General features: G+C 34.6%; 11 protein-coding genes and 1 pseudogene. 8 read left to right on the top strand and 4 right to left on the bottom strand.

The features are described 5' to 3' along the window. The first annotated feature begins 3 nt into the window (after positions 1-3). The 6 genes and pseudogenes from OM961_RS02210 to OM961_RS02185 all read left to right on the top strand — a co-directional run bounded on the left by OM961_RS02210 (position 4) and on the right by OM961_RS02185 (position 7,751). Positions 4-1,403, top strand: a pseudogene (locus tag OM961_RS02210) (IS4 family transposase). Positions 1,404-1,517: 114 nt separating this feature from the next. Continuing rightward, a complete protein-coding gene (locus OM961_RS02205) occupies positions 1,518-2,984 on the top strand; it encodes an IS4 family transposase (RefSeq protein WP_264339584.1) in 1,467 nt (488 codons plus the stop codon). Positions 2,985-3,180: 196 nt separating this feature from the next. Beyond that, complete coding sequence (locus tag OM961_RS02200) at positions 3,181-3,573, top strand: hypothetical protein (RefSeq protein ID WP_264339273.1); 393 nt, start codon at positions 3,181-3,183, stop codon at positions 3,571-3,573. An 82-nt stretch (positions 3,574-3,655) separates the two neighbouring features. After that, on the top strand, positions 3,656-4,666 hold the full coding sequence (locus OM961_RS02195; RefSeq protein WP_264339271.1) for an Mrp/NBP35 family ATP-binding protein: 1,011 nt from the start codon (positions 3,656-3,658) through the stop codon (positions 4,664-4,666). A gap of 530 nt (positions 4,667-5,196) precedes the next feature. After that, positions 5,197-6,345: a 2-octaprenyl-6-methoxyphenyl hydroxylase gene (ubiH, locus tag OM961_RS02190; RefSeq protein WP_182309156.1), complete on the top strand. Its 1,149-nt coding sequence runs from the start codon at positions 5,197-5,199 to the stop codon at positions 6,343-6,345. A gap of 443 nt (positions 6,346-6,788) precedes the next feature. Continuing rightward, complete coding sequence (locus OM961_RS02185) at positions 6,789-7,751, top strand: IS481-like element ISWpi4 family transposase (RefSeq protein ID WP_012673056.1); 963 nt, start codon at positions 6,789-6,791, stop codon at positions 7,749-7,751. 2 nt (positions 7,752-7,753) lie between these two features. Here OM961_RS02185 and pth read toward each other — a convergent pair whose 3' ends face one another. Then, on the bottom strand, positions 7,754-8,302 hold the full coding sequence (gene pth, locus OM961_RS02180) for an aminoacyl-tRNA hydrolase (RefSeq protein ID WP_065094970.1): 549 nt from the start codon (positions 8,300-8,302) through the stop codon (positions 7,754-7,756). Next, entirely contained in the window at positions 8,302-8,913 is a 612-nt protein-coding gene (locus OM961_RS02175; RefSeq protein WP_264339268.1) for a 50S ribosomal protein L25/general stress protein Ctc, read from the bottom strand. Before OM961_RS02175 ends, pth begins: the two co-directional genes overlap by 1 nt. Positions 8,914-9,058: 145 nt before the next feature. Between OM961_RS02175 and OM961_RS02170 the strand changes: the two genes are divergently transcribed. Beyond that, positions 9,059-9,358, top strand: a complete 300-nt coding sequence (locus OM961_RS02170; RefSeq protein WP_010962411.1) for an NADH dehydrogenase ubiquinone Fe-S protein 4 — start codon at positions 9,059-9,061, stop codon at positions 9,356-9,358. A gap of 300 nt (positions 9,359-9,658) precedes the next feature. Here OM961_RS02170 and ftsL read toward each other — a convergent pair whose 3' ends face one another. Together ftsL and rsmH are read right to left on the bottom strand one after the other, a co-directional pair. Further along, positions 9,659-9,970 (bottom strand): cell division protein FtsL, encoded by a 312-nt coding sequence (gene ftsL / locus OM961_RS02165; RefSeq protein WP_007548286.1) that lies wholly within the window; start codon positions 9,968-9,970, stop codon positions 9,659-9,661. Further along, positions 9,967-10,911, bottom strand: coding sequence for a 16S rRNA (cytosine(1402)-N(4))-methyltransferase RsmH (rsmH, locus tag OM961_RS02160; protein WP_182309154.1), 945 nt, complete (start codon positions 10,909-10,911; stop codon positions 9,967-9,969). Before rsmH ends, ftsL begins: the two co-directional genes overlap by 4 nt. 218 nt (positions 10,912-11,129) lie before the next feature. On the opposite strand from rsmH, the gene OM961_RS02155 reads away from it, so the two are divergent. Next, complete coding sequence (locus tag OM961_RS02155) at positions 11,130-12,377, top strand: MFS transporter (RefSeq protein WP_264339267.1); 1,248 nt, start codon at positions 11,130-11,132, stop codon at positions 12,375-12,377. Positions 12,378-12,382: the final 5 nt, after the last annotated feature.

The following is a 12,382-nucleotide window of genomic DNA, read 5'->3' as shown; positions in this document are numbered from 1 at the left end:
AAAATGGCAAACGAGAGTAATGAATGGGCTAAAAATGAATTTGGAGATGCTGTACTTGGAGATAAAAGATTAACTGACCGATTAGTAAAGATTGCTGATAGTTTGATAAGTTTACCTGAAAGCTCAATTAATGAGGCATGCGGAAGTTGGTCAGAAGCAAAAGCAGCATACCGTTTTTTTCAAAATGAGAATGTAAAAGAAAGTGATATTTTAGCTACACATATTAATAAGACGGTTGAGAGAACAAAAGCTCACAAGAGGGTTCTTGTCATTCAAGATACCAGTTACATTGTATATAATAACCATAAAAAAACAAGCGGATTAGCAAATTTGTCCAGTTATGATACTGCAAAAGGTATTATAATGCATACAGCTCTTGCCGTTAGTATAGAAGGTTTGGTACTAGGGATACTAGATCAAAAAGTTTATTCAAGACCTGAAGAAACTGAGAACCTTAAAAAAAAGAGCGATCGCATTGAAGATAAAGAAAGCGTAAAGTGGTTGGAAACTTTAAGAAAAACAAATAATATTATTGATCCAACTCAAACTGAGACTATAACTGTATGCGATAGAGAAGCAGATATATATGACTTTTTTGAGCTTGCACATAATCTTAATTCGGCAGTGCTAGTTAGAGCATGCAGAGATAGAGCAGTAAATAGAAAATCTCGATATCCTGAAAAAGGTGAGCAGAAGTTATGGGCATTTATTAAATCCTCTCATTGTACAGGTACGGTAGAAGTTGAAGTTCCTGTAAAAGATAATAAGCCAAAAAGAACAGCACGTTTGGAAGTTAGATTTGGAAAGTTTATGATGAATCCATCTAAGAATAATATTAGGCATAAGACGGAAGAACTACCTAAATTACCACTTTATGCAGTTTATGTTGTTGAGAAAACTCCCCTTCCCTTAAAAAAAAACCGCTAGAATGGATGCTATTAACGAATCTTTCAGTTAATACTTTCGATGAAGCTGTTGAAAAAATTAGTTGGTATTGCCTTAGATGGAAAATAGAGATATTACATAAAATTTTAAATTCGGTCTCAAAGTTGAAGAATGTAGGCTTGGAATAGCAGAAAGACTAATGAGATATCTAACAGTTATGAGTATTATTGCTTGGAGGATCTTCTTTATTACATCAATTGCAAGAGCTAACCCAACATTACCATGTACTACCTTATTAGCTGAAGAAGAATGGAAAGTTTTATACGTTAAAATACACAGAAAACCATGTCCAAGTGTAGTTCCCAACATAAAAGAAGCTGTTTCATGAACTTGGAGGCCATTTAGCAAGAAAAAATGACCCAAAACCAGGACCAATTACTCTTTGGAAAGGATATAAACGTCTCTTTGATTTAGCAGAAGGATGGCGACTTGCTCACGAACCTCATATTTGTGGGTAATAGTAAGGTTTTGAAGCTTACTATTACCCATAAGTATATAAATAGTAAAAAAGCTGATATTTTACTAATTCAACTTTCTATTATAAATGGATCTATGGTCTAAAAATGGAATATATGATGAAAAGAACTATAAATACTTCAACTGGCGAATGGGCAGAAAGTGAATTTGGAATTGTTAATTTTGGTGATATAAGATTAAGTAAAAGGCTTCTAAAAATAGTTAATAGTTTTGCTGAATCGCCTGAGCGTTCAATAAATCAAGCTTGTGAAGATTGGCATCAAAGTAAAGCAGCTTATAGATTTTTCCAAAACGATGCCATTTCTGAGAGAAAGATATTAGAAAGTCATATAATTAAAACTGTTGAAAGAGCTAAAGAATACTCAACTATCTTAGCTATCCAAGACACGAGTTATATCTCATATAAAAATCATAAAAAGACCGAAGGATTAGGGATTATAGCAGCAAGATTAACATCTAAAACAACTAATTTTAAAACACATGGATTAGTGATGCATACAACGTTTGCAGTTACAACAGAAGGACTGCCTATAGGATTATTGGATCAAAAAATTAGTACTAGACCCTCCTTAGCTGAAGACCTAAAAGAGTTGAAAAGAAGAAGCCATAATACTGCTGTTCCCATAGAAGAGAAAGAAAGCATACGGTGGATAGAATCACTTAAATATTCTACTAATCATCCTGGATTAAAGGATATCAAGGTAGTTACCGTCTGTGACAGAGAAGCAGATATGTATGATTTATTTGAAGTTGCTTCCACTAATCAATCTCTTTTTGTAGTAAGAGGAAATCAAAACAGAACAATAAATAAGAAGTCGACTTATTCTGAAAAAGGTGGTGAAAGGTTGTGGGATCTGATGAATCGCATGTCTTGTCAAGGAGAAATACAAGTGAATATTCCTGCTCGCAATGATAAACCTCAAAGAACAACAGTTTTAGAAGTAAAGTTTAGCAACTTTGTGATGAATGCATCAAAAAATAACGCTAGACGTAAAACCCAAAAACTTCCTAATTTAAGTTTAAATGCTGTCTATGCTATAGAAAAATACCCCCCATTTGGCGAAGAGCCTGTGAACTGGATTTTGTTGACAAATATAAATATTAATAATTTTGAAGAAGCAGTAGAAAAAATACAATGGTATTGCTTAAGATGGAGAATAGAGGTTTTTCATAAAATTTTGAAATCTGGTCTTAAAGTTGAAGAATGTAGGCTCCAAGCAGCAGATAGATTAATCCGCTTTCTTACAATAATGAGTATAATTGCATGGAGAATATTTTTTATCACACTAGTAGCTAGAACAAATCCAAATCTTTCTTGCACTTTCATACTGACTGACGACGAATGGAAGGTTTTATATACCAAAATGCTTAAGACAAAAAACTATCCTGAGACACCACCACCTATAAGAGAAATTGTGAGGTGGGTGGCCAAGTTAGGAGGGTTTTTAGCTCGCAAAAATGACTTAGAACCAGGCCCTATAGCTTTGTGGAAGGGATGGAAACGTCTCTTTGATTTAGCAGAAGGATGGAAACTTGCTCATGAATTTTATACTTGTGGGTAATAGTAAGGTTTTGAAGCTTACTATTACCCACAAATAAAAACATAATATTGTATTTACTCAAATAATTTAATTTTATTAACCTGAAAGCTTATTAGATTAAAATTATTAAACTAAGAGTTATAATTTTAGCAACTAAAAGCTGTAAATTGCACCATATAAACAGTTATTTCAAGCAAAAGTTATGCCATTAAGAGCTATGCAACAAACATTTATATTTGTGGGTAATAGTAAGGTTTTGAAGTCGAGTGAGGAGGGGCGACCTTCTTCACTTAGACAACAGCATGCAAGTGAAACTAGTGAAGAGGATCTAAAAAAAGTGGTAGGAAGTGATGTAATTATTGGCAAGGCTTATAATGAGTTGAATCAATATAATTGGAGTGAAGAAGAGCGTTTTACTTATGATCAAGATAAGAAACGTGAGGATGATAATTTATCCTGCATCATGCAAAGTAGAATTGAAGGAAAAATTGAAGGAAAAATTGAAGTTGCAAAAAACTTACTTAAAGCTGGCATCTCTATTGATATTATCTCTCAGACAACCAGCCTTCCTCAAGCTAAAATTGAACAACTTCAGGAAGAAATTGCCTAAAAGGCTTGTTGGTTTTTGAATTTATTTCGTGTAACATTGTCGCAATGATACCCTTCCTGGCGCATCAAACAACAGAGGTCTAATGATCAACGAAGAAATTGTAAGAGAGAACTTAAAAAAAGTCATAGAGCAAAAAAGCGGTAAAGATGTGATCGCTCTTGGCATAATATCCTCAATCATTATTAAAGGCTGGGACATTGGTTTTGCGCTTGAAGTTGCCGGTGACACGCAAGCAAACGAAGAATTAAGAAGAAATTGTGAGCAAGCTGTTAAAGCTATACCTGGGGTGACAAAAGTGATCGTGGTTGCTACTTGTCAAAAACAAACTGGGCAACAAAAAGCTAAATTACATATCGAAGGAGTGAAAAATATAATTATTGTGGCCTCTGGTAAAGGAGGCGTAGGTAAATCCACAGTTGCGCTAAATCTTGCTCTCTCATTAGCAAAGTTAAAACACAAAGTTGCGCTGGTTGATGCAGATATATATGGTCCTTCAATTCCTAAAATGCTTAGCACTGAAAAATTAAAGCCAGAAATACAGGGTGGAAAAGCAATACCTATAGAAAGGTATGGACTGCATACTATTTCAATCGGCTATTTTGTTGACAAGGATCGTGCAGCAATATGGCGCGGACCTATGATCACAAAAGCACTTTATAATCTGCTCATGGGAACAAAATGGTCCGATATAGAGTATTTGATAGTTGATACACCACCTGGAACTGGCGATGTGCATTTAAGTCTTATGGAAAATTTTAACTTAACCGGGGCGATAATAGTTTCAACTCCACAGGAGCTCTCTTTAATCGATGCTCGCAAAATTTATGATATGCTTAAAAAGCTCAGTATACCGATTATTGGCATTGTGGAAAATATGAGTTATTTCATTCAAAATGACTCAGAAATATACATATTTGGAAAAGACGGCGCAAAAAGAATGTCTGAGGAGCTGAGCATCAAACTCCTAGGCAGGATTCCTCTGGATCCACAAATATGTCATGCTTCTGATTGTGGAAATCCTTTAATGCTAAGTGAAGATTTGGCAGAGATTTATGAAGACATTGCTCAAGATGTTATAGCTAAAGTGGCTTAGGTTTACCTACAATTTGAAAAACCGTCATTCCGCTACTAGTTAGCGGAATTTATACCGCGAATGAATCCACAACTGTACGAACATTGTCTACCAGAAGGGTGTCATCCCAGTCTGGGATCCAGGAATTTTATTAAGTATAAAAATAGCTGTTTTATGTTAAAATACAACGTTTTGATGATTATGGAAAGGCTGGATTCCAGACTGGAATGACATCATCCTTTTTTCTGAATTCCAGTGTCAGCTACTTCCATGACATCATTATAAAGTAAAATGAGATCCCAGTGTCACGCACTGGGATGACAAGAAGAGGGCTACTGGGATGACAGGGGAGTTGCCTTTTTTCTACTTAGTTTGGGTTATGCAAGAAATCTAATATGATTACTTCTATGCTTAGCCATTTTCAAGACAGGTTCTAAGAGACTTAATTTGTATATAGGAAAACCTTAAAGTCTTTTACTCATAGTATACAAAGTTTGTTTAAACTATTTTCAAAATAGATAAAATATAATTTTACAATTAGCGTAAATAAAATGAATTATGATGTAATCATTTCAGGTGGTGGGTTGCTTGGTCTTATTACTGCAATTGGCCTCAGTTGTAACTCTGTGTCTGTAGCTGTAATTGAAAAAAATAGTTTGCCACGTGTAGTAGATGACAACCGAGCATTTGCTATTTCTCAAGGCTCGAAAAAAATATTGGAAAAATTAGGGATTTGGCAGTTTATAGAAAGCGAAGCTGAGCCAATACTTGATATATGCATATTAGATGCGGTTACTGTGCATTACAATCATAAAATGGTTGGTGAAGAGCCAATGGGTTATGTTATTAACAATGCTACTATATGGAATGCAATCAACAATAATTTTCTGAATAAACTAAATATATACTCTCCACATTCCTATAAAACAATTGCTTGTGATTCAGGATATGTGGAAGTTATTCTTGATAATAACCAGGAATTAATATCATCGCTACTTATCTGCGCTGAAGGCAAAAACTCTAAACTACCAGAGTTATTTTCTATACCGACAGTGAAATTTGATTATAAACAAAGTAGCATAGTATTTAATGTAAAGCATGAACTGCATCACCAAAACTTAGCTGTAGAGCGTTTTTTTCCTGGCGGTCCATTTGCAATTCTACCGATGAAGGGTGGCCATACTTCTTCAATAGTCTGGACAGAAAAATCTGAAATTTCAAAAATGCTGATGGATCTGTCTGAAGAAGAATTTATTATAGAGCTTAAAAAAAGATTTGGTTCTTATTTAGGAGAGATAAAACTAGAGGGTGAAAGAAAACTTTATCCTTTAAGTTTTGTTTTCGCAAAAAAGTTATATAAGGGTAGAGTTTTGCTTATCGGCGATGCAGCACATTCAATTCATCCAGTTGCAGGTCAAGGGCTTAATCTTGGAATTAGAGATGTAGAAAGTATTATAAAGCACGTAGTTGCCGCAAAAGCATCTGGTATTGATGTTGGCAGTAGTTATTTATTAAAGAAAATTTCACGTAACAGATACTTTGATAATTTTACAATGGCGCTTGCAACTGATGGATTAAATAGGATGTTCTCCAACAGAATATTCTGCGCTAAAGCACTAAGAAATCTTGGCTTGATTGCAGTTGAAAATTCAAATTTTCTCAAAAAAAGCTTCATTCGGCATGCTATGGGGTTTATATAAACCACTATTTTATAGTTAATGCAAGTCAGGTTTCCCACGTCATACCGCCGCGGTATCTTGGCCGCTAACACGTAGCGGGATGACGAATGTATCTGTTTAGCAGTTGTGTTAAAAGTCAATAGAAAAATTGATGTAGCTGTGGATAAGTACTTTTATCTGTATAAACGTGCTTATCCACAGCTATACTGGCTCTTAGATAGAAACAGACAGAGAGTTATATTCCTCAGTAAAAACTCTGTCATCTCTGACTAAAGAGTTAGCAAGAATAAGCAATTTCCTCATGGCAGCAGTGGAAGCAATTTTATATGGCTTTTTATATTGACTATATAATCTAGTAAAGAAAGGTTTGATATAGGAATTAGGGGGGGAGGGGGGGGATGTATGGTCCCAGAGTGTGATGGTATGATAAAATATGAGAAAACAATACCATCAAAGGAGGAATTATGGGACAAATATTACATGGGTGCGCCAAAACAACAGAGACAATTCGTAGAGCAATACAAAATAGTAAAGAGAGCATAGCAAAACTCTCCAGGTACTATAACCTTAATCCAAAAACTATCATTAAATGGAGAAAACGGTCTTTTGCCAAAGACGCTGATATGGGTCCGAAGCATGCAAGATCAACTGTTTTAACTTTAGAAGAGGAGGCTGTAATTGTTGCATTTCGTAAGCATACTCTATTGCCATTAGATGATTGTCTCTACGCTTTGCAAACCTCAATCCCACACTTGACTCGCTCTAGTCTACATCGTTGCTTACAGAGGCACAGCATTAGCAGACTACCAGATGTTGATGGCGAAGTTAAACCAAAAAAGAAATTCAAACAATATCCTATAGGCTATTTCCATATTGATATTGCAGAAGTCAGAACAGAAGAAGGAAAGTTATATTTGTTTGTTGCAATAGATAGAACATCCAAATTTACGTATGTTGAGTTGCATAAAAGTGCTACAAAACCTATAGCTGCTGAGTTTCTACGTAATTTGATTAAAATTTTACCATATAAAATCCACACTATTTTGACAGATAACAGTGTACAATTTACCAACCAAAAACGCCATAAATACGCTTTTCAACATATATTTGATAGAGCTTGTGAAGAAAATGACATTGAACACCGTCTAACAAAAGTTAGCCATCCTTGGACAAATGGGCAAGTTGAGCGTATGAACAAAACTTTAAAGAATGCCACTGTTAAGAAGTATTACTATCAGTCTCACCAGCAACTCAAAGAGCATCTTTATGACTTTGTTATGGCCTACAATTATGCTAAAAGACTCAAAACTCTTAAGGGTCTTACACCTTTTGAGTTTATATCTTTACAGTGGACAAAATCTCCTGAATTGTTCATACTAAATCCACACCATCACACTCTGGGACCATACACTCCCTGTGTTTCGTAATATTATACAATCAAATTGATAAAAGCTGTATTATCTCCTTGCAGCATTAAGTGTATATTTTTTGCTATTTTTTCCACTAAGGGAGTAACATTATCAAAATTTGAAAATTTTGATAACACATAATCTGCTAAGCTTCTTTGATCTTCAGGTCTACCCACTCCAAATCTCAAGCGCCAATAATCGTTGCCAATAAAACTATCTATGGATTTAAGTCCATTATGTCCAGCAGAGCTACCACCTTTCTTTATTTTTATTCTTCCAAGTTCCAAATCAGCGTCATCGTGTATGACAACAATATTATCTAGCGATAATTTGTAAAAATTTCGTATTTTTGCAACAGGGATGCCTGAATTATTCATAAATGAATAAGGCTTTATTAACATGATTTTATTATCATTAATTATGCCAGAGGTTATTAGATAATCGGCTTTTTTAGAGAACGACTGGAAATTCCAATATTTGCAAATTGTATCAACTACGATGAAGCCGATATTATGATAAGTTAACTCATATTGACCACCAGGGTTACCAAGCCCAACTATCAGGTGCACTATTCCTCTGTTTCTGCTTGAGGTTCTTCAACGTCACTATCGGCAGCAGAAATTGTAACAATGGTAAAATTTTCTTCTTCATGAGCTACAAACTTAACACCTTCTGGTAATTTTACATCATTGATATGTATAGATTGGCCAATCATTTTACCGGATAAATCAACTTCAATAACCTGAGGTATTTTATCAGGAGAGCATTTAACAGCAATAGAACGACACAAAACATTAAGCACTCCACCTAATTTGATTCCTGGAGCTTTACTTTCATTCACAAATGATAGAGGTATGTCTATTTTAATTTCACTGCCTTTATCAACAAACTGAAAATCAACATGTTGCACAGTATCCTTTACTACATGCAATTGGATATCGCGAACAAGAGCATATTCCTTTTTGCCCGAAATATTCAGCTCTATCAAATGTGCAGAAAGAGAACCTGATTTATATTGCTTCGTGAATTCCTTTGCAGACAATGTCAAATTTACATTATCATGGCCCTTTCCATATATTATTCCAGGGATGTTTCCTTTCTTCCTTAGAGAATTCATCGCTTTTGTTTTTGTTATATCACGTAACTCTGCATTAATTGTTACTATTTCCTGTTGCGTCATCGATTACTCCTATTCAGCTAATCCTTTTAATATAATTTAATAATAATATAACATAAAAATATTTATTTCAAACTTCATTCTTTCATACTAATTGTTTGTGAAAGGATTTATTTAGATATATATTTAAACTTATTTAACAAGAACTATGGGCATTGACGATAAAGTAGTTTTTAGGATTTATAAACCAACAAGAACTGCAACACAATCTGGTTTAGGTAATACAAATTTCTGGCACCTAAAAATTGAATCTGGCTCTTACTACATTGAACCTTTGATGGGGTGGGTTGGCTCAAAAGATCCAAAAAAACAGATTGTATTAAAGTTTGATTCTCTTGAAAAAGCAGTATTCTACGCAAAAAAACGCAACGTTAAATACATAATTGAAATGCCAAAAAATGTTAAGAGGCTGCCAAAATCTTACGCAAGCAATTTCATACTAAAGTAAGTTGCACAACAAATGGTGTTATGCAAGTAGCTGACACTGCTCTCCTTTGTCATCCCAGTGTCCAGACACTGGGATCCAGGAATTTTATTAAGTTGGTAAGCATAAAAATAGCTGTTTTACGTTAAAATACAATGTTTTGATGATTATGGAAAGGCTGGATCCCAGTGTCAAGCACTGGGATGACACCATTTGTTGTAAACTCACTTTTACTCTATGGTTATACTACCTTGCCGCTATCCTGAACGAATACAAAGTAAGTTTTATTGTGATGTGCTCATCTGTAAAAAATAAGACTTAATCTCACTGTTGATCATGGATTTTAAGTTGTGCTAGTACACTGCGGCCATTTAGAGAGTCAAGATTTTTAACCTGGCTAGCCAGTATTAAAGAGTTATTTTTCAGGTATTTCTTTACAAGGCTTGCAAGCCTTTTTGGATTATTCAAATAGCTCCATTCTGCTTGTAAAACTTTTATATCACTTTGCACTAAATTAATTTCACTTTTTATTTTTATTAGCTCTCTATTTAATGACTGAACATGTAATTTTACCTTAAATAGTCCTACAATGCTAAGAAAAAACATAACTATTGAGATGATGCAGAAAGTTCTCATGACAACCTCTGTATAGCTCTTAGTTTTGCTGAGCGTGAACGCGGATTTGCACTTACTTCTTCTATACTTGCTTCGATCACTTTTTTATTTAGAAGAGAGAATGTCTTGCAATCAGTAGCACATAAATCTTTAAAAAAAGTTTTGACTATACGATCTTCTAAGGAATGAAAGGTGACGACAATTAATTTGCCATTCTCACTTAAAATCTCAGATGCAGCTTTAATGCCCTTTTCAAGTTCTCCCAGCTCATCGTTTACCCATATTCTGATTGCCTGAAATGTTCTGGTTGCAGGATCAATTTTGCTTTTTCCACGAAATACCACGGAACGTACAATATCCGCAAGCTCAAATGTAGTTTTGATAGTTTTCTTCTTCCGTGCATTTACTATTGCTCTTGCGATTTTGCGAGAATGACGTTCGCCTCCGTAGTTATATATAGTATTTGCGATTTCTTCTTCGCGTAAAGCGTTAACAAACGTTGAAGCGTTTATATAAGAAGAGTTATCCATGCTCATATCGAGTGGACCATCATGTAAAAATGAGAACCCTCTATCTCCGTTATCAAGCTGCATAGATGAAACTCCGATGTCAAAGACCACTCCATCCACTCCGTTTGATGTCATTCCAGCGCGTGACCAGTTATTTTTTCCAGTATCAAGTACTGGGATGACAGGAGATGGCTCAACGCTGCTTAGTATACTTTTAATATTACTAAACTTCTCAATGAATAGTTTTATTCTATCTGGATATCTAACGCTTAAATCATCATAAAACTTAGTTACCGTTTCATCTCTATCAATTGCATATACTTTGCAATCAGCTGACTCCAATATTGCTTTGCTATACCCTCCAGCTCCAAATGTGGCGTCCACGTATATGCCACCATCCTGCGGTGATAGTAGTGATAGCATCTCTTTTAACAAAACTGGAGTGTGTGTCATATCAAAAAATTTAAGTACAGTTGGTGTAGATATCCTACTCTACTCTACTCTTCACATCAATTTTATTTATGTACATAGATTTTCTTGCCAAAATATGGTATCTTATCGGAATATATGAGCAATAATATTAAAATTAAGGTTTAATATTGTTAATATAATATTCACATAACGTTCACATTTTTTTTTATATATAAGATCAAACAGGCTATAGGGAAATTATGCAGCAAATAACAAAAGTAATATTTTCAAGTTTGATTTGTAACACTTTATTGTGGTATGACCACATGCTTTTTGGCCACTTAATAAACATAATAGGTGGTGTGTTTTTTCCATCGGATGATCAACTAACCAGCGTATTGAAGGCTTTTGGAGTGTTTGCAGTGGGTTTCTTAATGAGACCAGTCGGTGCTGCTATATTTGGTCACATTGGTGATAAGCATGGCAGAAGAGTTGCCTTATTGCTCTCGATTATATTAATGACTTTATCAACCATATTAATTGCTTTTGTTCCAGGTTATCAAAGCATTGGAATACTAGCGTCAATGCTGGTAGTTTGTTTAAGGCTATTGCAGGGTATATCCCTTGGAGGAGAAGCAGGAAATGCACCATTTTTAATAGAACATGCTCCTAAAAACAAAAAAGGATTTTTTGGCAGCATTGAAGTATTAAGTGCAATTCTTGGTTCAATATTAAGCCTGATGGCGGTACTCATATGCAAAAAAGTATCTGATTTTGAATCTTGGGGGTGGAGATTACCTTTCATTTTCAGTTTAGCAATGGGATTAATCAGCATATATATGAGATATATACTTGATGAAAGCCCAGAGTATAAAAGACAAAAAAATCCGTCTAAATTGCCATTAAAAGAGTTATTAAACAATTACAAAAAGCCTGTTCTAATATCAATAGGTATTGACTTGGTTGAAAATGCGTCTCTCTATATATATTTGGTCTTTTTCAATGTGCTTACGAATAAAATATTAACAGTAAATACTCATTTTAATCATATAGTGGAAATACTGAGTCAAATTGCACTTGGAGGATTGACAATATTGTTTGCAATACTTTCTGATAAGGTAGGAAGAGAAAAAGTTATGAAGTTTGCATTTATAGCTTTTGTAATAGTGAGTTATCCAGTTTTTTCAATGTTATGTAGTGGCAATTACTTGCTGGCACACATTCTTTTTATAATTCCAATAGCTGCATCGCTTGGTCCTCTCAGTGCACTTATGTGCGAATTATTTCCAACAAAGGTTCGGTACAGTGGATTTGGTTTATCAAGAAATATAGCTGCTGGATTTTTTGGCGGCCTTGCACCATTTATATGCACAACAATTATCAAGGTTACAGGACAAGAGACTTCAGCTAGTTTTTACATGATTTTCTGTGCATTAATTGGGCTAGTTGCTATATCGCAAATTAAGGGTGAGCTTTCTTCAAAATTACCCAAAGTAAACCAAGTATAGTTGCA

Origin of the sequence: Wolbachia endosymbiont (group A) of Cydia splendana, from assembly GCF_947179475.1 — a bacterium.
Classification (GTDB): Bacteria; Pseudomonadota; Alphaproteobacteria; order Rickettsiales; family Anaplasmataceae; genus Wolbachia; species Wolbachia pipientis.
This window is presented reverse-complemented; position numbering and strand designations above follow the sequence as displayed.

What these genes read in the sequence shown, in the direction of transcription:
- OM961_RS02205 (WP_264339584.1), top strand. Translation starts at nt 1,518, where the DNA reads ATGATGAAAAGAACTATAAATACTTCAACTGGCGAATGGGCAGAAAGT.
- OM961_RS02200 (WP_264339273.1), top strand. Translation starts at nt 3,181, where the DNA reads ATGCAACAAACATTTATATTTGTGGGTAATAGTAAGGTTTTGAAGTCG.
- OM961_RS02195 (WP_264339271.1), top strand. Translation starts at nt 3,656, where the DNA reads ATGATCAACGAAGAAATTGTAAGAGAGAACTTAAAAAAAGTCATAGAG.
- ubiH (WP_182309156.1), top strand. Translation starts at nt 5,197, where the DNA reads ATGAATTATGATGTAATCATTTCAGGTGGTGGGTTGCTTGGTCTTATT.
- OM961_RS02185 (WP_012673056.1), top strand. Translation starts at nt 6,789, where the DNA reads ATGGGACAAATATTACATGGGTGCGCCAAAACAACAGAGACAATTCGT.
- OM961_RS02175 (WP_264339268.1), bottom strand. Translation starts at nt 8,913, where the DNA reads ATGACGCAACAGGAAATAGTAACAATTAATGCAGAGTTACGTGATATA.
- OM961_RS02170 (WP_010962411.1), top strand. Translation starts at nt 9,059, where the DNA reads ATGGGCATTGACGATAAAGTAGTTTTTAGGATTTATAAACCAACAAGA.
- ftsL (WP_007548286.1), bottom strand. Translation starts at nt 9,970, where the DNA reads ATGAGAACTTTCTGCATCATCTCAATAGTTATGTTTTTTCTTAGCATT.
- rsmH (WP_182309154.1), bottom strand. Translation starts at nt 10,911, where the DNA reads ATGACACACACTCCAGTTTTGTTAAAAGAGATGCTATCACTACTATCA.
- OM961_RS02155 (WP_264339267.1), top strand. Translation starts at nt 11,130, where the DNA reads ATGCAGCAAATAACAAAAGTAATATTTTCAAGTTTGATTTGTAACACT.